Annotated in this window: 22 protein-coding genes and 1 pseudogene; 13 read left to right on the top strand and 10 right to left on the bottom strand. The window is 62.9% G+C overall.

The genetic code is table 11. The features are described 5' to 3' along the window. Positions 1-4: 4 nt before the first annotated feature. From IAE36_RS20790 to IAE36_RS20780, 3 genes are read right to left on the bottom strand one after another with little or no spacing between them, the layout of a single operon-like run. Positions 5-571 (bottom strand): cob(I)yrinic acid a,c-diamide adenosyltransferase, encoded by a 567-nt coding sequence (locus IAE36_RS20790; protein WP_028635172.1) that lies wholly within the window; start codon positions 569-571, stop codon positions 5-7. 1 nt (position 572) lies between these two features. Beyond that, positions 573-2600 (bottom strand): ATP-binding protein, encoded by a 2028-nt coding sequence (locus IAE36_RS20785; protein WP_201214391.1) that lies wholly within the window; start codon positions 2598-2600, stop codon positions 573-575. A 37-nt stretch (positions 2601-2637) separates the two neighbouring features. Then, entirely contained in the window at positions 2638-3555 is a 918-nt protein-coding gene (locus IAE36_RS20780) for a putative 2-dehydropantoate 2-reductase (protein ID WP_201214389.1), read from the bottom strand. A gap of 101 nt (positions 3556-3656) precedes the next feature. On the opposite strand from IAE36_RS20780, the gene IAE36_RS20775 reads away from it, so the two are divergent. From IAE36_RS20775 to IAE36_RS20765, 3 genes are all read left to right on the top strand, one after another. After that, on the top strand, positions 3657-4142 hold the full coding sequence (locus IAE36_RS20775) for a YajQ family cyclic di-GMP-binding protein (protein WP_028635169.1): 486 nt from the start codon (positions 3657-3659) through the stop codon (positions 4140-4142). A gap of 112 nt (positions 4143-4254) precedes the next feature. Continuing rightward, positions 4255-5097: a mechanosensitive ion channel family protein gene (locus IAE36_RS20770; protein ID WP_028635168.1), complete on the top strand. Its 843-nt coding sequence runs from the start codon at positions 4255-4257 to the stop codon at positions 5095-5097. A gap of 114 nt (positions 5098-5211) precedes the next feature. Then, on the top strand, positions 5212-6432 hold the full coding sequence (locus IAE36_RS20765) for an MFS transporter (RefSeq protein ID WP_201214385.1): 1221 nt from the start codon (positions 5212-5214) through the stop codon (positions 6430-6432). A 52-nt stretch (positions 6433-6484) separates the two neighbouring features. On the opposite strand, the gene IAE36_RS20760 is transcribed toward IAE36_RS20765, so the two are convergent. Next, a complete protein-coding gene (locus IAE36_RS20760; protein ID WP_060482494.1) occupies positions 6485-8011 on the bottom strand; it encodes an AmpG family muropeptide MFS transporter in 1527 nt (508 codons plus the stop codon). Between the two features lie 43 nt (positions 8012-8054). Beyond that, complete coding sequence (locus tag IAE36_RS20755) at positions 8055-8408, bottom strand: MGMT family protein (RefSeq protein ID WP_201214383.1); 354 nt, start codon at positions 8406-8408, stop codon at positions 8055-8057. A gap of 152 nt (positions 8409-8560) precedes the next feature. Between IAE36_RS20755 and IAE36_RS20750 the strand changes: the two genes are divergently transcribed. The 5 genes from IAE36_RS20750 (at position 8561) to groL (ending at position 13199) form a co-directional block, all read left to right on the top strand. Further along, positions 8561-9571 carry a DUF481 domain-containing protein gene (locus IAE36_RS20750; RefSeq protein WP_060482493.1) on the top strand — a complete coding sequence of 337 codons (1011 nt, stop codon included), beginning with the start codon at positions 8561-8563 and terminating at the stop codon, positions 9569-9571. A 105-nt stretch (positions 9572-9676) separates the two neighbouring features. Next, positions 9677-10408, top strand: coding sequence for a HugZ family pyridoxamine 5'-phosphate oxidase (locus IAE36_RS20745; RefSeq protein ID WP_201214381.1), 732 nt, complete (start codon positions 9677-9679; stop codon positions 10406-10408). Positions 10409-10475: 67 nt separating this feature from the next. Further along, complete coding sequence (locus tag IAE36_RS20740; RefSeq protein ID WP_028635162.1) at positions 10476-10940, top strand: FxsA family protein; 465 nt, start codon at positions 10476-10478, stop codon at positions 10938-10940. A 272-nt stretch (positions 10941-11212) separates the two neighbouring features. Continuing rightward, positions 11213-11506: a co-chaperone GroES gene (locus tag IAE36_RS20735; RefSeq protein WP_003251905.1), complete on the top strand. Its 294-nt coding sequence runs from the start codon at positions 11213-11215 to the stop codon at positions 11504-11506. Positions 11507-11555: 49 nt separating this feature from the next. Further along, complete coding sequence (gene groL, locus IAE36_RS20730) at positions 11556-13199, top strand: chaperonin GroEL (RefSeq protein ID WP_028635161.1); 1644 nt, start codon at positions 11556-11558, stop codon at positions 13197-13199. 78 nt (positions 13200-13277) lie between these two features. Here groL and IAE36_RS20725 read toward each other — a convergent pair whose 3' ends face one another. Then, positions 13278-14006: a phosphatase PAP2 family protein gene (locus tag IAE36_RS20725; RefSeq protein WP_201214379.1), complete on the bottom strand. Its 729-nt coding sequence runs from the start codon at positions 14004-14006 to the stop codon at positions 13278-13280. Between the two features lie 182 nt (positions 14007-14188). On the opposite strand from IAE36_RS20725, the gene colR reads away from it, so the two are divergent. The 5 genes and pseudogenes from colR to IAE36_RS20700 all read left to right on the top strand — a co-directional run bounded on the left by colR (position 14189) and on the right by IAE36_RS20700 (position 17317). Continuing rightward, the gene (gene colR / locus IAE36_RS20720; protein WP_023534349.1) at positions 14189-14872 is read left to right on the top strand and encodes a two-component system response regulator ColR; all 684 of its coding nucleotides are present in this window, start codon (positions 14189-14191) and stop codon (positions 14870-14872) included. Further along, the gene (locus IAE36_RS20715) at positions 14862-16169 is read left to right on the top strand and encodes a sensor histidine kinase (protein ID WP_028635159.1); all 1308 of its coding nucleotides are present in this window, start codon (positions 14862-14864) and stop codon (positions 16167-16169) included. The genes colR and IAE36_RS20715 overlap by 11 nt, the downstream gene beginning before the upstream one ends. Before the next feature lie 107 nt (positions 16170-16276). Next, the gene (locus IAE36_RS20710) at positions 16277-16957 is read left to right on the top strand and encodes a class I SAM-dependent methyltransferase (RefSeq protein WP_201214363.1); all 681 of its coding nucleotides are present in this window, start codon (positions 16277-16279) and stop codon (positions 16955-16957) included. Further along, positions 16950-17090, top strand: a pseudogene (locus tag IAE36_RS20705) (lipopolysaccharide kinase InaA family protein); the annotation flags it as partial. The gene IAE36_RS20710 and the pseudogene IAE36_RS20705, both read left to right, overlap by 8 nt. Next, positions 17087-17317 carry a hypothetical protein gene (locus tag IAE36_RS20700; protein WP_201214360.1) on the top strand — a complete coding sequence of 77 codons (231 nt, stop codon included), beginning with the start codon at positions 17087-17089 and terminating at the stop codon, positions 17315-17317. The pseudogene IAE36_RS20705 and the gene IAE36_RS20700, both read left to right, overlap by 4 nt. Before the next feature lie 58 nt (positions 17318-17375). On the opposite strand, the gene IAE36_RS20695 is transcribed toward IAE36_RS20700, so the two are convergent. The 4 genes from IAE36_RS20695 to IAE36_RS20680 form a co-directional block, all read right to left on the bottom strand. Next, positions 17376-18473, bottom strand: coding sequence for a DUF1513 domain-containing protein (locus IAE36_RS20695; protein WP_201214357.1), 1098 nt, complete (start codon positions 18471-18473; stop codon positions 17376-17378). Between the two features lie 2 nt (positions 18474-18475). Further along, entirely contained in the window at positions 18476-19540 is a 1065-nt protein-coding gene (locus IAE36_RS20690; RefSeq protein WP_028635155.1) for an imelysin family protein, read from the bottom strand. A 19-nt stretch (positions 19541-19559) separates the two neighbouring features. Beyond that, the gene (locus IAE36_RS20685) at positions 19560-20987 is read right to left on the bottom strand and encodes a di-heme oxidoreductase family protein (RefSeq protein ID WP_201214354.1); all 1428 of its coding nucleotides are present in this window, start codon (positions 20985-20987) and stop codon (positions 19560-19562) included. A 106-nt stretch (positions 20988-21093) separates the two neighbouring features. Then, positions 21094-21480: a hypothetical protein gene (locus IAE36_RS20680; RefSeq protein ID WP_201214351.1), complete on the bottom strand. Its 387-nt coding sequence runs from the start codon at positions 21478-21480 to the stop codon at positions 21094-21096. Positions 21481-21529: the final 49 nt, after the last annotated feature.

The following is a 21529-nucleotide window of genomic DNA, read 5'->3' as shown; positions in this document are numbered from 1 at the left end:
GGTGTCAGCCTGCTGGCTTCTCGGCAGGCTGCCACAACACTTCGGCGACCCCCTGCCTGCGGCCAATGATTCGCGCTGCGACGAACAACAGGTCTGAAAGGCGGTTGATGTAGGCCAGCCCTACACCCTCCAAAGGTTCCACGGCATTCAAGTGCTGGCAACGGCGCTCGGCACTGCGTGCCAGGCTGCGACACACATGTGCCTGCGCCACCAACGCGGAACCACTGGGCAAAATGAAGTTCTTCAAAGGCCCCAGCTCTTCGTTCCAGGCATCAATGGCGGCCTCAAGGCGCAGTACTTCAGCCTGCGTCAGTGCCTGGTAGCTGGGCATTGCCAGCTCCCCACCCAGGTCGAACAGGCGATGCTGGCAGGGCGCCAGAACGCTGCTTACCTCATCCATCCCCAGTTCGGCCAGGCCTGCGAGCAGTACCCCCAACTGGCTGTTGAGGCTGTCCACTTCGCCGATGGCTTCGATGCGCGGGTGGTCCTTGGGCACCCGTCGGCCATCCCCAAGGCCTGTTTCGCCCTTGTCGCCGGTACGTGTGTAGATCTTCGACAGGCGGTAGCCCATGTCATTGCTCCGTGATGACCGGCACGGGTGCCGGTTGGCCGAGAGGCAGGCGCAGGGTGAAACAGGTACCCTGGCCGGGCGTGGAGTGCACCTCCATCTGCCCCTTGTGGTTGTTGGTGATGATGAAGTACGACACCGACAGGCCCAGGCCAGTGCCCTGGCCGATTTCCTTGGTGGTGAAGAATGGCTCGAAGGTGCGCTTGCGCACCGCCTCGGGCATGCCGACACCGTTGTCCTCCACCTGGATTTCTGCCCAGGGCGGCGCCAGCCGTGTGCGCAGGGTTATGCGCCCTGGCTCGCTGGGCTGCGGGCGCAGGTGGATGGCCTGGGCGGCGTTCTTCAGCAGGTTGAGCAGCACCTGCTCCAGCTCGTTGGCAGTGCAGGGCACCGGGCCGAGCGCCGGGTCGAACTGGCGCACGATGGCCTGGCCCTTGAAGTCGAAACCGATGGCCAGGTCGAAGTCGTTGCCGGCAATGTCTACCGCTTGGTCGATCAACGCTGGCAGGTCGCAGGGCGCCAGTTCGCGGTTGCTGCGGCGGCTGAAACTGAGCATGTGGGTGACGATTTTTGCAGCCCGCGCGCCTGCCTGCTGAATGCCATCGAGCAGCTGCGGCACTTCGCGGCTGTGCAGGTAGCGGTTGACGGTGGTCAGGTCGATGCCCAGTTCGTGCGCTTGTTCCAGGTTGCGCGGCAGCTCGGGCGACAGGCGCCGGCGGATGTTCTGCACGTTGTGCAGGATGGCGCCCAGGGGGTTGTTGATCTCGTGGGCCATGCCCGCTGCCAGGCCGCCGACCGAGAGCATCTTCTCCGACTGCACCATCATTTCTTCCAGCGACAGGCGCTGGGTGATGTCATCGATACGGATGACCACCCCGCGGCCACCGCCCCCGGTCAATGGGTAGAAGGTGAGGGCGTAGTGGCGGGGTTCATCACCTTTTTGCCAGGTGACACGCTCGATCTTTGCCACACGGTGTTTTTCGACGGTTTCCTTGAGTTGCGGCAAAAACGGCTTGAGCGGCGCGAAGGCGATGAACACCGCCTGGTTCAGCGCCTCATCCAGGCGGGTGCCGGAAAGCGCGGTGGCTTCCTGGTTCCACTGGGTCACGTACAGCTGTTCGTCCAGGGCAATCAATGCCGAGGGCATGGAGTCGATGATACTGTTCAGGTAGTTCTGAAAGCCTGTGAGCTTTTTCTCGATCTTGCTGCGTACCTGAACTTCCAGTTCCAGCTTGCGGTTGGTGTGCCGGGTTTCCTCGGCCAGCCCCTGGGCCTGGTCGTAGGCATCCTGGAATTCGTCGCGGGCACGCTTGAGCTGCTGCTCGCGGGCCTCGATGCGCGAGAGCATGGTGTTGAAGGCGTCGGCCAGGCTGCCGATCTCGTCGTCGTTGCCTCGCCGGGCGCGCAGGGCGTAGCTTTCTTCGCGGGTAACCTGGCGGCTGAGTTCTTCCAACTGGTTGATCGGTTGGGTGATCAGCCGTTTGATCTGCCGGGCGATCACGATCCACAGCAGAATGCTGAACACCAGAATGGCCAGGCTGGCACTGAGCGTGCCGGTGTAGAAGGCCATCGGCAGCTCGCTGCTGGCCACCAGCAGCAAGTGCGCCGGAGGGCGGGCTTCGCGTGGCATACGGATCAGCTGGGTGCTGCGAAACTCCATCAGGCGCCAGCCGTCAATGTTGCGAAAGCGTTTGGGCAGCGTCATTGGCTCGCCATGTTGCAGCTGCGCCAGCATGCGTCCGTCACTGCCGTAAATGGCGGCGGCGCGCAGCGGTGTGTAGCTGTCCAGCTCCTTGAGCAGGGCGTTGGCTGACTCGCTGTCGTTCCCTGCCTGGGCCGCGAGCTGTGGGTTGGACACCAGCCGGCCAATGGTCTGCAGCGCCTGCGGGGCCATGCTCTCTTGAGTGATCCAGTAGGCCGCACTGATGAAGGTGAGGTTGGCCACCAGCAGGATGGTTACCAGCAAGACCAGCAGGGCCGCCAGCAGCTTCTGCCCGACGGGCAGGTTTTCCAGACGTTGGCGCAAGGTCATGGGGCAGGCGGTATCCGTGTCAGGTTGAGGGGCTGGGTCAATTGCAGGGCAGGCCCCGCGCATGCAAGTTATCGACCAGGCGCTGTTGCAGGTGTTCCAGCAGGGGCAAGGCCAGGCCGTGCCGGCTGGCTGCACGGCACGCGTGGCCGAGCAGGTAGTGCACCTCGGTTCGCCGGCCCGCTTGCACGTCCTGGTACATCGAAGAGTAGTTGGCGGCAGTGGCCAGGATCACGCGCTGCACGTCTTCGCCAAGCCCAAGCGCCGCCTGGGGCTGCCCGCAACGGTGCAGCAACTGCTGCAGTTCGGTACACAGTGCATCCACTTCTTCCAGGTGCCCCAACAGGCCGCCGTTATTGCAGCCGTACAGCACCGTCAGCGGGTTGATGGCGCAGTTCAGCGCCAGTTTGCGCCACAAGCGGGGGAGGATGTCCGGCGTCCATTCGGCCGGGATGCCCGCCCGCTGTACGTCCTCGAACCACGTTGCAGGCACCGGGTTGCCTGGGTCTCCCAGCCAGTTGAACCCCTGCCCGGCGAAGCGCACCTGCCAGTCCTTTTCGCGGAAGGCGCCTTCGGTGCTGGAGGCGGAAATACAGCGCGCGTGGGGCACCTGGTCGGCGACCTCGTCCTGGCTACCCAGGCCGTTCTGCAGCAACACCACGTCAGCGCCTGGGGCCAGGCGCGCCGCGACGCTGGCCACGGCCGACGCAGCGTCGTAGGCCTTGCAGGCCACGAGCAGGCGGTGGATGGGGCCTGCTGCGTCTGCGGTTTCGCCCGGTATGGCATAACACCTGGCCTGGTCCTGCTCCGCCAGGGTGAGCCCGCCGGCCAGCTGGTAACTGCGCAGACGTTGACCATCACGCAAGACCAGGCGCACGGCAGTGCCCGCCCGCGCCAACCGGCAAGCCCACAGGCTACCCAGGCTGCCTGCGCCGAGAATGTGCCAGGTGCTGCTCATATGCGTTTCGCAACCCGTTATAATGAGCCCGCATTTTAACCATCAAACCCAGCGCGCTCCATCTTCAGCCCGAGCGCGCTTTTATTTCTGGGAGAACAACCATGCCTTCGTTCGACGTGGTATCGGAACTGGACAAGCACGAAGTGCAGAACGCGGTCGATAACGCCATCAAGGAACTGGACCGCCGTTACGACCTCAAGGGCAAGGGCAGCTTCGAGTTCAAGGACAAGGAGCAGACCGTCATGCTCACTGCCGAAGAAGAGTTCCAGCTGGAGGCCATGCTTGAAATCCTGCGCCTGGCCCTGGTCAAGCGCAAGATCGACGTGAAGTGCCTGGAAGCCAAAGACCCCTACCCATCGGGCAAGGAAAAGAAGCAGGAAGCCAAGTTCCGCGAAGGCATCGACAAGGACCTGGCGAAGAAGATCGTGGCCACCATCAAGGATGGCAAGCTCAAGGTCCAGGCTTCCATCCAGGGTGAGCAAGTGCGCGTCACCGGCAAGAAGCGTGACGACCTGCAGGAGGCCATTGCCCTGCTGCGTACCAAGGAATTCGACATGCCGCTGCAGTTCAACAACTTCCGCGACTGACTTCCCTTGCTGGAACCCCTGGCCGGTTGTGGCTGTCCATGGGGGCCGGGGCCGCTGAAAGGCTGGCGGCCCGGTGTATTGTGCAATCGCCGCTCGGCGTCAGGAGATGACTATGGATTTGAACGCTGAGGTCGATCAGCTCGTCCGCCAAACCGCCACCTGGATCCCGATGGTCATGGAGTACGGCAGCCGCCTGTTATTGGCGCTGGTGACCCTGGCCATTGGCTGGTGGGTTACCAACAAGGTCAGCGACCGGCTGGCCAAGCTCGTGGGCCTGCGGGTACACGACCCGGCACTGCAGAACTTCATTCGCACCTTGGCCAACATCGTGCTGAAGATCCTGCTGGCCATCAGCGTGGCGTCGATGATCGGTATCGAAACCACCTCGTTCGTCGCTGCCATCGGTGGTGCCACCCTGGCCATCGGCCTTGCGCTGCAGGGCAGCCTGGCCAACTTTGCCGGTGGCGTACTGATTCTGCTGTTTCGCCCGTTCCGCATCGGCGACTGGATCGAGGCGCAGGGGGTGAGCGGTACCGTGGACAGCATCCAGATCTTCCACACCGTGCTGCGTACCGGTGACAACAAGACCGTGATCCTGCCCAACGGCACCCTGTCCAACGGCATCATCACCAACACCAACCGCCAGCCGACGCGCAAGGTGGTGTTCGACGTTGGCGTGGACTACGAGGCCGATTTGCAGAAGGCTCGCAATGTACTGCTGGAGCTGGCCCAGGACCCGCGCGTGCTGGCCGACCCGGCACCTGTGGCTGTGGTATCCACCCTGGGTGACAGCTCCATCACCGTGTCGCTGCGCCTGTGGACCAAGACCTCAGACTACTGGGACGTGATTTTCATGCTCAACGAGCAGGCCCGTGACCGCCTCAAGGCCGAGGGCATCGACATTCCGTTCCCGCAACGGGTCATCCGCGTGGTGCAGGAAACAGCTGCGCAGTAACCCGGCATCAAGGGTGGGGCGCGCAATGGCCCCATCCTTTTACACTTGTTCACAGCAACATACGGGTATTTCTGGCATATAGCCTGACCCTTGCTGCCTACCTGATGCGCCATCATGAAGCCACTGCTCTATATAACCCCCCTGCGTGCCCTTTTGTTCGGCCTGACGCTGGCCCTGTTCGAGTTGTTGACGTACTTGGCCAGTGACGCCGTGATGCCGGCCATGCCGGTGGTGGTGGGCGAACTGAACGCCAGCCCTGAATACATCCCCCACGCCCTCAACCTGTATCTGCTGGGTGGGGTGGTGCTGCAATGGCTGATCGGCCCGCTGGCCGACCGCTATGGGCGCAGGCCGTTGCTGCTGGCTGGCTGTGCATTCTTTGGCCTGGCCTGCCTGGGTACGTTCTGGGTGTATGACATCGGCCTGTTCAACCTGCTGCGGTTGCTGCAGGGCATTGGCCTTGGCTTTGTGGTGACGGTCAGTTACCCCGCGCTGAACGAGGCTTTCAGTGAGGCGGATGCGGTGCGCATGATGGCCTTGCTGGCCAATATCGCCTTGCTGTCACCGCTGCTTGGGCCTCTGGTGGGCACGCTGATGTTGCAGTGGCTGGACTGGCGCTGGCTGTTCGTGGCATTCGCCGTCGGTGCGGTGGTGGCGTGGTTGCTGCTGTATCGCCTGATGCCGGAAACCCTCGGCGTGGAGCGCCGCGACGGCTCGCGATTGGCGTTTACCCCCATTCACCTGTTGCCGCTTCTAGCAGGCTATGGCCAGTTGCTGGCCAACCGCCGCTTTGTCGCCGGCAGTGCTGCACTGGGCTTGGTCGGCCTGCCGCTGATCGGCTGGATCGGGCTGTCCCCGGTGCTGCTGATTCATGACGAAGGGCTGAGCACCCTGGCCTATGCGCTGTGGCAGCTACCGGTGTTCGGTGGGCTGATTGCAGGCAACCTGATCATCAACCACATTGCCGATCGCTACCCGTTGCCTGCGCTGGTGCGCGGGGCGCTATGGCCGTACCTGGCGGGGTTGGGCCTGATGGTGCTGGCGACCTGGTACTGGCCGAGCGTGCCGAGCGTGGTGGCGGGGATGTCGTTGTATGCCCTGGGGTTGGGCGTGGCGAACGCGGTGCTGTACCGCATGACGTTGTTTTCCAGCGTGCAGAGCAAGGGGCTGGTATCGGCCATGCTGGGCATGATCACCATTGCCTTGCTGGGGCTGGGTGGCGCTGTGTTGGCAATGATCGGAGCGGGTGCCAGCCTGCTGCATTTTGCCGTGGCGGCCGGCATAGCAGGGGGGCTGGCACTGTGGCCGCTCTGGTGGGTGATCGGGCGCGATTGAAACCACCCGATCTCACAGGCGAAAAACCCTCAAGGCGGGCATCTGCATGCCCTCACTGCTCGGCTGGCTGTTTACCGCGGGCACTGTCCTGACGCCACTGCAGGGCGATCAGGATCAGGGTGGGTACCCCCAGCAGTGCGGTGATCAGGAAGAAGTCGTGGTAGCCGAACTTCTCCACCATCACCCCTGAATAACCCCCGATCAACCGCGGCAACAGCAGCATGATCGAGCTGAGCAGCGCGTACTGCGTGGCGGAGAATTTCAGGTTGGTCAGGCTGGACAGGTAGGCGACGAAGGCCGATGTGGCCATGCCGGAACTGAAGTTGTCCAGCGAAATGGTCACCACCAGCATTTCGAGGTTGGGGCCCATGTCTGCCAGCATCACGAACAGGATGTTGGTCGCCGCCGAGGCCACGCCTCCGATGAACAGGATCGGCATGATGCCGAAACGCACGATCAGTAGCCCGCCAACACCCGCGCCCACCAGCGTCATGATCAGGCCGAAGATCTTGCTGACGCTCGCGATCTGGTCCTTGGTGAAGCCCATGTCGATGTAGAACACGTTGGCCATCACACCCATGACCGTGTCCGACATGCGGTACGTGGCGATCAGCCCCAACAGCAGCAGTGCCTGCCAGCGGTAGCGGGTGATGAAGTCGTTGACCGGGGTGAGCACAGGCGCAAGGCCTCGACGCCCCAGGCTCGACAGGCAGGCCCAGCTCAGCAGCACGTACAGGATCAGGCGCAGGAATGCCCGGTCTTCAAGCAGCAGGTCGAGCGGGCTGGTTTCGCCCGAGATCACGCTTGACCAGCCGGTGTTGAACATCTGCGTGAAGCTGGCCGGCACCGACACCAGCAGGATGATCAGTACGAACACCGATGCCAGCTGGTGAGCCAGGCCGTAGCGCGCCGCCGACAGTTGGGTACGCATGGGCACAGGCGGCTCACGCATGACCAGGGTGGTGAACAGGGCCGGCAGCATCATCACTGCAAACATCACGTAGGTACCGGCCCAGGCTTTGTGCAGGTAGCTGAACCCGGTGGAGCCGAACCATTCGGCAAAAAACAGGGCACCGGCCGTGGCAAGCAAGGCCGCTACGCGGTAGCCGGCCATGTAGCTGGCCGCCAGGGCTGCCTGGCGTTGGTCATCGGCGATTTCCAGGCGATAGGCATCCACGGCAATGTCCTGGGTGGCAGACGCAAATGCCACCAGCACCGCCAGCGCGATCAGCCACGACAGGTGCTGCTGTGGGTCGCACAAGCTCATGCCAACCAGCCCGATCACCACCAGTATCTGTGACAGCAGCAACCATGAGCGACGGCGGCCCAGGCCACCGAGCAGTGGCAGGCGCCATTGGTCGAGCAAGGGCGACCACACCCATTTGAAGGCGTAGGCCAGGCCGATCAGGCTGGCATAACCAATGGTCTCCCGGGCCACGCCCGCTTCGCGCAGCCATACCGAAAGAGTTGAGAAAACCAGCATGTAAGGCAGGCCGGCGGCAAAGCCGAGCAGCAAAAGCACCAGGGTTGACGGGCTGGCATAGGCAGCGAGCGCAGCGCGCCAGGTTTTACGGGGCATGGACCAACATCTGCCTCAAGTTTTCCAGAACAAAGCGCGCACTCTAACCGCTGTGCTCCATCGGGCGCCAGCCATGGCGCGTCATATCCACACGATTGTTGGCCACATTCACGCCCTCGGCACGCAGCCTGGCCCGCTGTTCATCCCCCGAAGGCGTACCGGACGCCAGGCTAAGGCGCCCGCCTGCGCCCAGTACACGATGCCAGGGCAGGCGTGTGCCCTGGGGCAGCTGCGACAGCGTGCGGCCCACCCATCGCGCCGCGCGCCCCAGGCCAGCCAGCTCGGCCAATTGGCCGTAGCTCACCACCTTGCCCGGTGGCACTTGGCCCAGCACTGAATAGAGTGCCGTTCGTCGGTGTTCTGCAGTTTCAGTCATAAGTGCAGGGCTATCAGACATCGCGCCTTCTCTGGGCTGTAGATGAAACCGGACCGGCGGCATTACAAATGAGAGTGGAACTCAATGGCAAGCGTCGGGTCTGTCCTTGCTCCGGCCGGCGGTATCTGGATAATGCCCGGCTTTTCTCGCCAAATCGAACCCGTAGCCCGCTTATGTCTCTTAGATCCCTGTTGCCCTTGCTCGCCGCCTCACTTTGCGCCTCGCCCGCGTTGGCCGATACCGTCTGGATGAAGAACGGTGACCGCTTGAGCGGCAAGATCAAAGTCTTCGATGGCGGCAAGTTGCTGCTCGAAACGCCTTACGGCGGCGCCATCGCCCTTGATTGGAAGCAAGTGAAGACCCTGGAAAGCGACCAGGAACTGCTGGTCAAACAGGACGCCTACACCGGCGAGAAGGCCAAGTCACTCAAGGCCGCCGAGCCTGGCAAGGTGACCTTGGCCAATGGCGAGGCCCCGAAAACGGTGGAGCTTGCCAGTATCGAGCAGATCATGAAGCCCAAGCCGGTGGTCGAGGACCTGGTCTGGAAGGGTAACGTCGACGTCGCGCTGGATTACAAGCGCGCCGAGAAAGACACCGACGATTACGACGTCGGTTTCAAGACCACCGCCCGCCACGGTCGCTGGCGGCATACTGCCGAAGGTGAATACAACCGTGAGACCAAGGACGACGTTACCACCACGGACAACTGGAGCGCTGAATACGCGCTGGACCGTTTCCTGACAGAGAAATGGTTCTGGCAGGGACGCCTTGAATACAAGCGCGACCATATCGAAGACCTGGCCCGTCAGCGCACCGTTGGTACCGGTCCGGGTTACCAGTTCTGGGACGACGAACTGGGTGCCTTCTCGCTGGGCTCGCTGCTCAACCGCACCGATTACGAGTACCAGGACGGTGGCAAGGACAACTTCTATTCCGCTGCCGTGAAGTGGGACTACACCCGCTATCTGATCGGCAAGCGGGTGCAGTTCTTCACCAATGGCGAGCTGGCCAAACCCCTGGGCAACGTGGCCGACTACTCGCTGGATGCCGAGATGGGCCTGCGCTACAAGGTTACCGAATGGGCATCGCTCAACCTCAAGGCTGAAAAAGACATCATCACCGGCACCCGCGACAGCGACCTGGACAAGACCCGCTACACCGCAGGCTTCGGCGTTACCTGGTAAAGCGCCGTACGCTGCAGACCTGAAGGTAAGGGGCCATGCGATGGCCCCTTTTTCTTGCTGCCCGAAGCTTGTAGCGTGTAAGGCTCCAACCCTGAGGAGTTCGCCGTGAGTCAGAATGCCATCCGTCCCGCCCGGGAATTGCTGCTCAAGGAATACCGTGGCGTGTTGTCGACCCATTCCAAGTCGATGCCCGGTTACCCCTTCGGTTCGGTGGTGCCCTATTGCCTGGACGCCCAGGGCAACCCCCTGATTCTGATCAGCCGCATCGCGCAGCACACCCACAACTTGCAGAAAGACCCCAAGTGCTCGTTGCTGGTGGGTGAGCGGGAGGCGCAAGACGTGCAGGCGGTTGGGCGCCTGACGGTAATGGCCCAGGCCCACAAGCTGCTCGACCAGGCTGCTATCGACGCCGCTGCACAGCGCTACTACCGCTACTTCCCGGATGCGGCCGATTACCACAGCGCCCATGACTTCGACTTCTGGACCCTGGTGCCAGTACGGCACCGCTATATCGGCGGCTTCGGCGCCATCCACTGGCTCGACCAGGTGACCCTGGCCAACCCGTTTGCCGGCCAGGCGGAGGCGGGCATGGTCGCGCACATGAACAGTGACCATGCCAACGCCCTTGCGCATTACGTGCAGCTTACCGGTTTGCCCAACGATGCCCCGGCCTGCATGGCCGGTGTGGACAGCGAAGGCATGCACTTGCGCATCGGCCAGGCGGTTCACTGGCTGCCTTTCCCGAGTATTTGCAATACGCCGACACAAGTGCGCGAGGCCTTGGTTTTGCTGGCTCGCGCCGACCAATGGCCAATCGCCGGCGGTGCGCCTGCTTGAAAAACGGAGCACACGCATCCATCTGTTGGTCTTACTGGAAGGGTGTCTTCCGACGAGGAATGCTTTGATGCGTGTTTTTCTATTGCTGCTGCTTCTGTTCCCGGTGCTGGAGCTGTTCGTTTTCGTGAAAGTCAGCGCTGCCATCGGCTTTTTCCCGGCCTTGCTGCTGATCATCGCCGGCTCCGCCCTGGGCGTACTGGTGATGCGCGTGGCCGGCTTGGCCACGGCGTTGCGTGCCCGTGAGAGCCTACAGCGTGGCGAGTTGCCAGCCGAGGACATGTTCCAGGGCATGATGCTGGCGGTGGGCGGTGGCCTGCTGCTCATTCCCGGTTTTATCAGCGACGTGCTCGGCCTGCTGTGCCTGCTGCCGTTCACCCGTCACCTGGCGGCGCGCAAGATGCGCGAACGCGCCGAGGCCCAGGCCATGCGCCAGCGAGCCTTTCAGGACGATCCGTTCCAGGCCCAGCCCCCCCGTGACGGCGGCCATCGGCCGAACGTGATCGAGGGCGAGTATGAGCGCCGCGATAAATAACCTGCCCCAGTGACACCGCTGTGAAGGGGCTGCGCAGCAGCCCCATGTTTGAACCTGCCTTGTACCGCCTCCGGTAAAAAAATTTCCAACCCAAGCCTTGTAATCGAATTGGCCGACCTCATGTAGTGGACACCGCAAGGTTTCTGGTGGCAACACCAGACATTACTCAGGCGGTTCGCCCCGGGCGAGCAGCCTTCCGGCAACGCCGGACAGCATCAACCCGCCGGTGTCGACACCGGCCGATGAAAACCACAATTTGGGAGAGATCGACAATGAAGCTTCGTCCTCTGCATGACCGCGTCGTCATCCGTCGCAGCGAAGAAGAATCGAAAACCGCTGGCGGTATCGTCCTGCCGGGTTCGGCCGCTGAAAAACCCAACCGCGGCGAAGTCGTCGCTGTCGGCACCGGCCGCGTCCTGGACAACGGCGAAGTACGTGCGCTGGCCGTCAAAGTGGGTGACAAAGTGGTTTTCGGCCCGTACTCGGGTAGCAACACCGTGAAAGTCGACGGCGAAGACCTGCTGGTCATGGCCGAAAACGAAATCCTGGCCGTTGTCGAAGGCTGATTTCCCCCGACTTCCCGTTACTCCAAAGATTTTCAAGGATTAAACGATCATGGCTGCTAAAGACGTAAAATTCGGTGATTCCGCTCGCAAGAAAATGCTGGTGGGTGTCAACGTTCTGGCTGACGCGGTAAAAGCGACCCTCGGCCCGAAAGGCCGTAACGTGGTACTGGCCAAGAGCTTCGGTGCGCCGACCATCACCAAGGACGGCGTTTCCGTTGCCAAAGAAATCGAGCTGAAAGACGCCTTCGAGAACATGGGCGCCCAGCTGGTCAAGGAAGTCGCTTCCAAGGCCAACGATGCTGCCGGTGACGGCACCACCACCGCCACCGTTCTGGCCCAGTCGATCGTCAACGAAGGCCTGAAAGCCGTCGCTGCCGGCATGAACCCGATGGACCTCAAGCGCGGTATCGACAAGGCCACTGCTGCCATCGTTGCCGAGCTGAAAAACCTGTCCAAGCCTTGCGCCGACTCCAAGGCCATCGCTCAGGTAGGTACCATCTCCGCCAACTCCGACAGCTCCATCGGTGAGATCATCGCCGAAGCCATGGAAAAAGTCGGCAAGGAAGGCGTTATCACCGTTGAAGAAGGCTCGGGCCTGGAAAACGAACTGTCTGTAGTAGAAGGCATGCAGTTTGACCGCGGCTACCTGTCGCCGTACTTCATCAACAAGCCAGACACCATGGTTGCCGAGCTGGAAAGCCCGCTGCTGCTGCTGGTCGACAAGAAAATCTCCAACATCCGCGAGCTGCTGCCTGTTCTGGAAGCCGTTGCCAAGGCCGGTCGCCCACTGCTGATCGTTGCCGAAGATGTTGAAGGCGAAGCGCTGGCGACCCTGGTCGTCAACAACATGCGTGGCATCGTCAAGGTAGCTGCGGTGAAGGCACCTGGCTTCGGCGACCGCCGCAAGGCCATGCTGCAGGACATCGCTGTGCTGACCGGCGGCCAGGTTATTTCCGAAGAAATCGGCCTGTCCCTGGAAACCGCTACCCTGGAGCACCTGGGTAACGCCAAGCGCGTGATCCTGTCCAAGGAAAACACCACCATCATCGACGGCGCTGGCGCCGACGGCGAGATCGAAGCACGCGTCAAGCAGATCCGTGCTCAGATCGAAGAGACTTCCTCGGACTACGACCGTGAGAAGCTGCAAGAGCGCCTGGCCAAGCTGGCCGGCGGTGTTGCCGTGATCAAGGTCGGTGCCGGCACCGAAGTTGAAATGAAAGAGAAGAAAGCCCGCGTTGAAGACGCCCTGCACGCTACCCGTGCAGCCGTTGAAGAAGGCGTGGTACCTGGCGGTGGCGTTGCCCTGGTGCGCGCCCTGGCTGCCATCGTTGACCTGAAAGGCGACAACGAAGACCAGAACGTCGGTATCGCCCTGCTGCGTCGCGCTGTCGAATCGCCGCTGCGTCAGATCACTGCCAACGCCGGCGACGAGCCAAGCGTTGTGGCTGACAAGGTCAAGCAAGGTTCGGGTAACTACGGCTACAACGCGGCTACCGGCGAATACGGCGACATGATCGAGATGGGCATCCTGGACCCAGCCAAGGTCACCCGTTCGGCCCTGCAAGCAGCTGCTTCGATCGGCGGTCTGATGATCACCACCGAAGCCATGGTTGCAGACCTGCCGGAAGACAAGCCGGCAGCTGGCGGCATGCCTGACATGGGCGGCATGGGTGGCATGGGCGGCATGATGTAAGCCAGCCTTACCCCCAGCGGCACCCAATGCCCCGGCTCGCGAGAGCCGGGGCATTTTTTTGCGCGTTCAAAGGTGGGCTTACGCCGCGCCGCGCCCAATGGCTGGTACGTTGACGGGCCGGTGGCGGTAGAGAATCAGGTAGTACGACCCCAGGCCGATCAGCCAGCAGAATACGGCGGTCCACAGGTTGTGTGAGAGAAAGTGCGCGCCCTGCATCATTCGCCCGAGGGACAGCACCGACCCCGCCACGAACGCTACCGCTAGTGCCGCCCGTGCCAAGCGCGGTTTGCGGTCACGCAAGGCGAAGAACAGGGCGAACAGGCAGAAGCCGGTCGTGGCGTGACCGCCTGGCCAGCACAGCCCCGGCTTGTCGGTGGCAGGGCGGGGTTCCAGCAGTTTGCTGTAGGTTTCCGTGCCGCCGAATTGCGTGAGGCTCCACGGGCACTGCACCTGGGTGATCTTTTTAAGCGGTGTGACGAATGCGGTGGAAAGCCCCAGGGCCAGCACCAGGCAACCGAGCTCACGCCGCCAGCCGAACAGCCGCTTGATGAAGAAGCTGGCAGTGAACACAACCAGTGCCATTATCCCCATCACCATGACGCCCTGCTTTACCCGGTCATGCAGGATGTTCTCCAGCAGGTAGCTGTGGCGGCCGATGAACTGGCCCGAGGCGTTGTCGAAAAACAACGTGGCCAGGTCCATGTCCACTGACGTCAGTTCGAGCAGGATCAGCCCCAGTGCGGTGGCCACCGGGATGCCCAGGTACAGCCAGAAATTGATGGGACGGGGTACGGTTGCTTGCTGCATGGCGGCTCCAGGGCGCGAGAAGGTCGCGCATTGTCTGCTGTCCGCTATCCTGCGTTCGTGAAGGATCGGTGAAAAAACCGTCAAGCAGCCTGAATGTGCGCCGGGGGTGGCACCGCCGCAACAGAGGCCGTAAGCTGCGCCTGCCGCGCACCACAGCGAGAAGCGCCGCACAGGAGACCCCAATGCGCATCCTTTTGGTTGAAGACAACCGCGATATCCTGGCCAACCTTGCCGATTACCTGGGCATGAAGGGCTACACCGTCGACTGCGCCCAGGATGGGCTGTCCGGCCTGCACCTGGCCGCCACCGAGCACTATGACCTGATCGTGCTCGACATCATGCTGCCTGGCATTGATGGCTATACCCTGTGCAAGCGTCTGCGTGAGGATGCCCGCCGCGACACGCCGGTCATCATGCTCACGGCCCGCGACCAGCTGGACGACCGCCTGCAAGGCTTCCGCTCCGGTGCTGACGACTATCTGCTCAAGCCTTTCGCGCTGTCAGAATTGTCGGCGCGCATCGAGGCCGTGCTGCGTCGGGCCCAAGGTGGCGGGCGCCGTACCTTGCAGGTGGCAGACCTGAGCTACGACCTGGATACCCTCGAAGTCAGCCGCCAGGGCCGCTTGCTGAAGCTCAACCCGGTGGGCCTGAAACTGCTCGCTGTACTCATGCAGAAAAGCCCCCATGTGCTGCGCCGCGAGGTGCTGGAAGAAGCCCTGTGGGGGGACGATTGCCCCGACAGCGACAGCCTGCGCAGCCACGTGCACCAGCTGCGCCAGGTGATCGACAAGCCTTTCGAGAAACCTCTGTTGCATACCGTCCATGGCGTCGGCTATCGCCTCGCCGAGGGCCGCGATGGAGTTTAAGCAAAGCCTTGCCCAACGCATCATCATCGCCTTCGCGCTGATGAGCGCGCTGGTGGCCGGGGCGTTCGCCTTCGGTATCGTCTCCACCGTGCACCTGGTGGAGGAGCGGCTGATTTCCTCGGTGCTGGGGGGCGACCTGCAGCGCCTGCTGCGCATGGACAGTGTCAGTGACTGGAGCCACCGGCCCAGGCCTGACCAGCTTTTCTATTTCAGCGGCGGGCGTGACGACTTCGAGCTGCCCAAGGACCTGCGCCACCTGGACCGTGGTTTCCACGAGGTGTTTCGCGACCAGTTGTCCTATCACGCCATGGTCGAGATCGTCGACGGCCGCCGCTACGTGCTTTTGCAGGACCAGAGCGACTTCGAGGAGCGCGAGCGGGTGCTGTTCGCGGTGGTGGTGGTGGGCTTCGTGCTCAGCCTCGTGCTTGCGGTGATACTGGGCTGGTTGCTGGCCCGTCGGGTGATGGCGCCCGTGATCCGCCTGGCCCGCCAGGTACGCCACCGGGACCAGTTGCTGGGGTTGGCACCGCCGCTGGCGCCAGACTACGCCGCCGACGAGGTGGGCCAACTGGCGGTGGCATTCGATGACACCCTGGGCCGCCTGCGCGATGCGCTGACCCGTGAACGGCTGTTTACCAGTGACGTCAGCCATGAGTTGCGTACCCCCCTGATGGTGCTGGCAACCTCGTGCGAACTGCTGATGGAGAACCCGGCGCTGGATGCCCGCTCACGCAGCCAGGTCGAGCGCGTGGCACGGGCCACCGAAGAAATGCGCGAACTGGTCAAGACCTTCCTGATGCTGGCCCGTGCCCAGCGCGACGAAGGCGCGGTGGCATCCAGGGCGACCCTGCGCGAAGTGGGTGACGAGCTGATCGGGGTATGGCGCGACACCATCGAGCAGAAGGGCCTGACCCTGCACTACGAAGGCCGCAGCAGTGCCGGCCCGGTGCTGTATAACGCCACCTTCCTGCAATCGGTGATGGGCAACCTGTTGCGTAATGCGGCGCACTACACCGACGGCGGCTACATTCGGCTTACCCTCGAAGCCAGCGGGTTCACCGTTGAAGACAGCGGCGTGGGTATACCGGAAGAGCAGCGCGAGGCAATGTTCAAGCCATTCGTGCGTGGCGACGAGCGGCGTGGCGAGGGCCTGGGGCTGGGGCTGTCGCTGGTGCAGCGGATCTGCGACGACCAAGGCTGGCACGTGACCCTGACCTCGGCCCAGCCCCATGGTTGCCGGTTCCACGTTGACCTCAGCAGCACGGTAGCGAAAGGCGACCCTGATGTACTTTCGTAATAACCTGTAAGAAAGGTATTGGTCTACGACATAATTTTCACACCGGCATGACCTGATTCCTACGCTTGGCTGCCTAAGCTCGCGGCATTGGAATCAGGAGATGCCCGATGCGTAGCCCCATCAACCTCGAGTTTTCCCAGAAGTACGACAAGATCCACGCCCACGCGTACTTCTTGAAGCACCAGGACGGCCTTGCCCGCCGCTTGTCCCACAAGCGCGACGAGCAGCTGGCGCGCCGTGCCCTGGCCCTGGCGGGTGAGCCTGGCCTGGTGCTGGACTTACCTTGTGGGGCGGGGCGCTTCTGGCCGCTGCTGGCCGAAAAAAACAACCGAATCATCATTGGCGCGGATAACTCCCAGGCGATGATCGACACCGCGTGTGCGGCACAGCCCCCCGAAGTGGTCGCGCGGGTACGGCCTTTGCAGACATCAGCATTCGCGATCGACCTGCCCGACAACTCGGTAGACAGCATTTTTTGCATGCGGCTGTTCCACCACATTGGCGAGGCAGCTCACAGAAAGGTCATTCTCAAGGAGTTTCAACGTGTTACGCGTGACAGCGTGATCGTTTCACTCTGGGTTGATGGTAATTTCAAGGCTTGGCGGCGCAAGAAACTGGAGCGTCGTCGCAGCGCTGAAGTCGCGCAGGACAACTACCAGAACCGTTTTGTGTTACCCGCTGAAACAGTAGAAGCAGAATTCGAGGCTGCCGGGTTCCGGATTCAGGAGCGTCTCGACTTCCTGCCGTTCTATGCGATGTGGCGCGTGTATGTATTACGCAAGGGGTAGCTGCCAACGGGCAGCAGCCAACGACCTGCGCCAATTGCGCCGCCACTCGTCGCTGAACGATGCAGAATGGCAGACGTTGCTCTACTTTTACCAAGTGGCGTTTGGCAGCGCTGTCAAAGGGTTAGAGCAATGAAACTAGAAATAGCTCGAGCTTTGTTCCTGGTAGCGGGCCTGGCGGTGACCACCATCGCAGTGGCTGCCTGGGAGCAGCCAAAGCTTGTGGTGTTCAGCAAGGCCGAGATGGCCGAGCAATGCGCATTGCCGCGGCTGATCAAGCCGCAGCAGGCGAGGGTGCAGCCGGATCACGACCTGTTGCTGTTCCTGTTCGGCATGCGCCAGGGGTTGCGGCCGTTTGGGTGAGCCGGCGCCCTGTACTTACCCTGCCCCGCCGAGGGGGCATTTGGGGGTGAGGGCGTTGTTAGACCAAGTGCAGGTGGTTGTCCCAGAACCCCGACGGCAGGTTCATCGGCTGCGCCAGCGGCTCGGGCTTGCGGCAATCGTAGAAGCGGCAGCGTCCCTGCCCGGAAGTCACCACGAAACCGTCCTCCACCGCCCCGACCCCTGCGCAATCCGGCATAGGGGCATCCAGGCGCACCGCACCGCTGTCCAGGTCCCACACGAACAGGCGGTTGGCCCGCGGCGCAGTCAGCGCTACCAGACGCAGTTCGCTGTGGATGGCCACGCTGGCGGTGTACTGGGCCATGGCCTGCAGTTGCCGCTCTGGTACCGGAAAAGCCTGGAATGGCTGGCCCGGGCGCTTGATCGCCAGCAACTCGGCCGTTTCAGTGGCATCGCCCATGAACTGCTGGCAGACGGCAATGGTGCCATCGCTGCCCACCGCCAAGTGGCGAACGCTGTTCATTTGCTGGGCCAAGGTTTCCTTGCTCAGCAAGGTACCGTCACGCTGCATCAGTACCAGGCTCGGCTGCATGGCGTCGAGGTTCATCTCCACCCGGCTTTCTGCCTCGGTCCGAATGCCGCCGTTGGCCACCACCAGGGTCTCGCCGTCCGGTAGCCAGGCCACCTCGTGGGGGCCAATGCCATGGGTGCTGAGTTCACCCGTGTGCACCAGGCGCTCGCCTTCGAAGCGGTACACACCCAGCACGCCACGCCCTGGGTCGGTGGTGTCGTTTTCGGTGGCGTACAGCCATTCACCCTCCTTGTGCACCACGGCATGGCCATAGAAGTGGCGGTTGGGCTGAGAGGCCACAGTTTGCAGCAAGCGCCCATCGCGCAGGTCGATCAGGTAGCTTTCGGTGCCAGGGCGCCGGGCAACGAACAAGGCAACTGGCTGCTTGGGATGGTGAATAATGGCATGGCAACGCTGGGCCACCTGGGTGCTGAACACCTGGGTGCCGTCCAGGCGAAACCCGACGGCATAGTGCTTGCCGTCGCCATCATCACGCGCCGAGAGCAGCAGGGGGTCGCTACCTTTATGGCGCGAAAGGCTCCAGCCGCCCAAGGTCAGGGCGCTGAGCAGAACGCTACCGAGTTTCAGGGCCTGGCGTCGCAGCATGATCAGTCACCGTCGTTGGCATTGAAGCCCAGCTGAATGTTCAACGCCTTGGCCAGCTCGCCTTCGTGCAGGCGGTGGACGACGTTCAGGCTATCGTAGATCTGGTTGAGGGCCTGCTGGCCTGCGTCATCGGCCAGCAGCTCGCCCAGGGTCTTCTGGTTGTCGGCCAGCAGCTTGAGCGAGGTGGCGTAGGCATCGTCGATTTTGCCTGCCAGGGCTTTCTGGTCGCTTGGCAGCAGCCCGCGCAACCCTTGGTTGTCGACCCCCACCCAAACAGCCTGGGCGGCCTTGAGGCTGGCTTGCAGGCTGTTCATGGAGTTGTGGCTGCGCCAGGCCTCGGCCTGCAGTGGCTGGGCGATGCCCTTGCTCTGCCGGCCCATGGGGGCGCCGAGTTTCTTCTTGAGCGTGTCCAGGGCCGTGACCTGGGCACGCAGCAGGTCGGCGATGGCCTCGTGGGAGTCGGCATAGCGCTGGTTGGGGAACTTGGTCATCTGCGAGAGCATGCCATCAGTGCTGTTCCAGCCTTTGAGGATTTCCTCGGCCAGCGCCTTCTGGTGCTCGGCAATGGCAACCAACAACGGGCAGTAGCGGGCTTTCTGTTCGGCATTGGCCACATCCGGCTTGCTGTCGAACAGGATGTATTCATAGGCCGAAAGGCCGCGCACCACCACACTGGCCTTGCCCAGGGTGGCTGCGTCGACGGGCTTGTCGCCGTTGACCAGTTGCTCGACCTGGCGGCCGACCAGGTTCTTCTTGTCTGGCCAGAACTGTACCTGCCACGCACGGTTGCCCTCGGCCAGTGGGCCGACCAGCAGCGGCTGCAGCTCGGCCCAGGCCTTTTGCGCATCGAGGAAGTCGGCCCGGGCCTTTTCCAGTGTTTCCTTGCCTTCGCAGTAGGCCAGGGCACTGGCAGCCAGGGTACGGTCGGCTTCGACCCAGCGGCTGTAGGTGGGCAGGATCACCTGCTTGGCGATTGCAGCAGAGGTGACGGCCTGCGGGTCCTGCGGGGAGCAGGCGCCCAGAGCGATTGCGGCGAGGCTGGTGAACAACAGTTTGGGTCGGAACATGCCCGGCTCCTATGCGCGTTTAAAGAGAATTCAGAAACGCCAGCAGCGCAGCGCGCTGGTCGGCATCGAAAGCAAGTACGAAATCGCGGGCGGCCTGGGCTTCGCCGCCGTGCCATAGCACCGCCTCGAGCAGGTTGCGGGCGCGCCCGTCATGCAGGAACTGGCTGTGGCCGGTGACGGTTTCGCTCAGGCCAACGCCCCACAACGGCGGGGTACGCCAGTCCTGGCCATTGGCGGCGAACTCGGTTCGCTCGTCGGCCAGGCCCGGGCCCATGTCATGCAACAGCAGGTCGCTGTAGGGGCGGATCACCTGGTTGGCCAGTTCAGGCTCGGCGGCGTCGGCGGCGGTGGTGAACTGCGGGGTGTGACACCCCTGGCAACCCGCCTGGAAGAACAGGTTCTTGCCCGCCAGCACCGCTGGTGAACCCACGTCACGGCGTGCTGGGACGGCCAGGTTACGGGCATAGAAGGTGACCAGGCGCAGGATGTTGTCGCTGACCTCCTTCTCACCGTCGGCGCCATCACCGTTGGGCGCCGCCAGGCAGTCGACCTGGGTTGGCGTGCAATCGTCGTGGGGCAGCAGGGTAGTGGTCAGGCCCATGTCACCGGCGAAGGCATGCACGTTTTGCTGGTTGACGTTGGGCTGGCCGGCCTTCCAGCCAAAGCGGCCGATCACGGTCTTGCCCTGGGCGTCGTCCCACACCCGGTTGGCCCGCCCACGGATGCCATTGCGGTTGCGATCATCAGGATCTTCATTGGCCAGCAGGTCGGCCTCGGGAATCGCCTCCAGCAGGCCGAGGCCGATCATGGGCGGGGCTACCCGGGCGGAGAACCGCGTATCGGGGTGCATCACGCCGTAGCCGAGCTGGGTGATCTGCAAGGTCGGCTTGCGCAGCTCAACCTGATGGCCGTCCTTGAACGTCACGGTGCTGGTGGTATAGGTGACCCGCACTTTACCCTCAGGGGCTACCCCGGGGATCGCCATATCCTGCAACTGGGTGCCATAGACCGGCTCTGGCACTACGCCCAGGCGCTCGACCACTTCGGCAAGGTAGGGCTGGTCGGGGATAGACAGGCGCACCAGCATGCCGACCGCGTTGCTGGCGTCCGGCTCCGGTGGGCGGCCGCGGCCGTCGCGAACGTGGCAGTTCTGGCAGGCGTTGGTGTTGAACAGCGGGCCCAGGCCGTCGCGTGCGGTGGTGGTGGACGGCGCGATGACCCAAGGGTTGCGGAAGAAGCTGTTGCCCACGGCAAAGTCCAGGCGCCGCTCACGGGACAGGTTGGCCGCGGGCATGGAGTAGGCATTACGGTCACTGCGCAGTACGGTCGTCTTGCCACCCGACAGCGCTTCGCCGGGCTCGGCCTGGGTGAAACGCGGGGCGTCGTCACAGGCGGCAAGGGCAAAGGCCAGCAGCAAAGGGGCGCAACGGAACAGCGACAAGGACATGCAAGATCCTGGGCTTGAGCGAAAAACCGGCGTGCAAGCTTATCAGGCCCAGGATCATTGAATAAGAGCAATTTGCGTTTGCTCGATGAAATCCTTGTTCGGCCGGTCAGGCCATGAACAGCTGGAACTGCCTGCTCACCAGGCTGACGATCAGGTTCTTGTTGCCGCCATTGCGGTTGTCGCCGGCGATTTCGATGATGTCGTTGCTCGAGTAGTCCATGGCGGCTGCGCTGATGCACTTGATTGCATCCTTGTGGGCCGGCTGCCAGTAGTCCTGGAATACCCACACACTGGTTTCGGCGGCGGGGCCGAGGATCAACCGCAAGGCCTTGTGGTTTTCATCGGCGTTACCGACCCATGGCACGGCAAGGGCGCCGTTCCAGACATGCTGGGCGCCGATGGCCAGGCTCTGGCTGCGGTTTTCACCGTCGATCAGGGTAAGGGTGTAGGGGGTGTTGTTGGCGATGGAGCGCAGGTAGGTGACGCTGGCCATGAGGCGTTTTCCTCTACGGTTGTGGGTTGGGGCGGGGCCCCCCCCCCCC

The organism is Pseudomonas sp. S36 (assembly GCF_016647875.1).
Taxonomy (GTDB): Bacteria; Pseudomonadota; Gammaproteobacteria; order Pseudomonadales; family Pseudomonadaceae; genus Aquipseudomonas; species Aquipseudomonas parafulva.
Note: the sequence above shows the minus strand (reverse complement) of the source record. Positions and strands in the feature narration are given on the sequence as shown.

Excerpts from the sequence above, each read along its gene's own strand:
- IAE36_RS20790 (WP_028635172.1), bottom strand. The coding sequence starts at position 571 with ATGGGCTACCGCCTGTCGAAGATCTACACACGTACCGGCGACAAGGGC.
- IAE36_RS20785 (WP_201214391.1), bottom strand. The coding sequence starts at position 2,600 with ATGACCTTGCGCCAACGTCTGGAAAACCTGCCCGTCGGGCAGAAGCTG.
- IAE36_RS20780 (WP_201214389.1), bottom strand. The coding sequence starts at position 3,555 with ATGAGCAGCACCTGGCACATTCTCGGCGCAGGCAGCCTGGGTAGCCTG.
- IAE36_RS20775 (WP_028635169.1), top strand. The coding sequence starts at position 3,657 with ATGCCTTCGTTCGACGTGGTATCGGAACTGGACAAGCACGAAGTGCAG.
- IAE36_RS20770 (WP_028635168.1), top strand. The coding sequence starts at position 4,255 with ATGGATTTGAACGCTGAGGTCGATCAGCTCGTCCGCCAAACCGCCACC.
- IAE36_RS20765 (WP_201214385.1), top strand. The coding sequence starts at position 5,212 with ATGAAGCCACTGCTCTATATAACCCCCCTGCGTGCCCTTTTGTTCGGC.
- IAE36_RS20760 (WP_060482494.1), bottom strand. The coding sequence starts at position 8,011 with ATGCCCCGTAAAACCTGGCGCGCTGCGCTCGCTGCCTATGCCAGCCCG.
- IAE36_RS20755 (WP_201214383.1), bottom strand. The coding sequence starts at position 8,408 with ATGTCTGATAGCCCTGCACTTATGACTGAAACTGCAGAACACCGACGA.
- IAE36_RS20750 (WP_060482493.1), top strand. The coding sequence starts at position 8,561 with ATGTCTCTTAGATCCCTGTTGCCCTTGCTCGCCGCCTCACTTTGCGCC.
- IAE36_RS20740 (WP_028635162.1), top strand. The coding sequence starts at position 10,476 with ATGCGTGTTTTTCTATTGCTGCTGCTTCTGTTCCCGGTGCTGGAGCTG.
- IAE36_RS20735 (WP_003251905.1), top strand. The coding sequence starts at position 11,213 with ATGAAGCTTCGTCCTCTGCATGACCGCGTCGTCATCCGTCGCAGCGAA.
- groL (WP_028635161.1), top strand. The coding sequence starts at position 11,556 with ATGGCTGCTAAAGACGTAAAATTCGGTGATTCCGCTCGCAAGAAAATG.
- IAE36_RS20725 (WP_201214379.1), bottom strand. The coding sequence starts at position 14,006 with ATGCAGCAAGCAACCGTACCCCGTCCCATCAATTTCTGGCTGTACCTG.
- colR (WP_023534349.1), top strand. The coding sequence starts at position 14,189 with ATGCGCATCCTTTTGGTTGAAGACAACCGCGATATCCTGGCCAACCTT.
- IAE36_RS20715 (WP_028635159.1), top strand. The coding sequence starts at position 14,862 with ATGGAGTTTAAGCAAAGCCTTGCCCAACGCATCATCATCGCCTTCGCG.
- IAE36_RS20710 (WP_201214363.1), top strand. The coding sequence starts at position 16,277 with ATGCGTAGCCCCATCAACCTCGAGTTTTCCCAGAAGTACGACAAGATC.
- IAE36_RS20700 (WP_201214360.1), top strand. The coding sequence starts at position 17,087 with ATGAAACTAGAAATAGCTCGAGCTTTGTTCCTGGTAGCGGGCCTGGCG.
- IAE36_RS20695 (WP_201214357.1), bottom strand. The coding sequence starts at position 18,473 with ATGCTGCGACGCCAGGCCCTGAAACTCGGTAGCGTTCTGCTCAGCGCC.
- IAE36_RS20690 (WP_028635155.1), bottom strand. The coding sequence starts at position 19,540 with ATGTTCCGACCCAAACTGTTGTTCACCAGCCTCGCCGCAATCGCTCTG.
- IAE36_RS20685 (WP_201214354.1), bottom strand. The coding sequence starts at position 20,987 with ATGTCCTTGTCGCTGTTCCGTTGCGCCCCTTTGCTGCTGGCCTTTGCC.
- IAE36_RS20680 (WP_201214351.1), bottom strand. The coding sequence starts at position 21,480 with ATGGCCAGCGTCACCTACCTGCGCTCCATCGCCAACAACACCCCCTAC.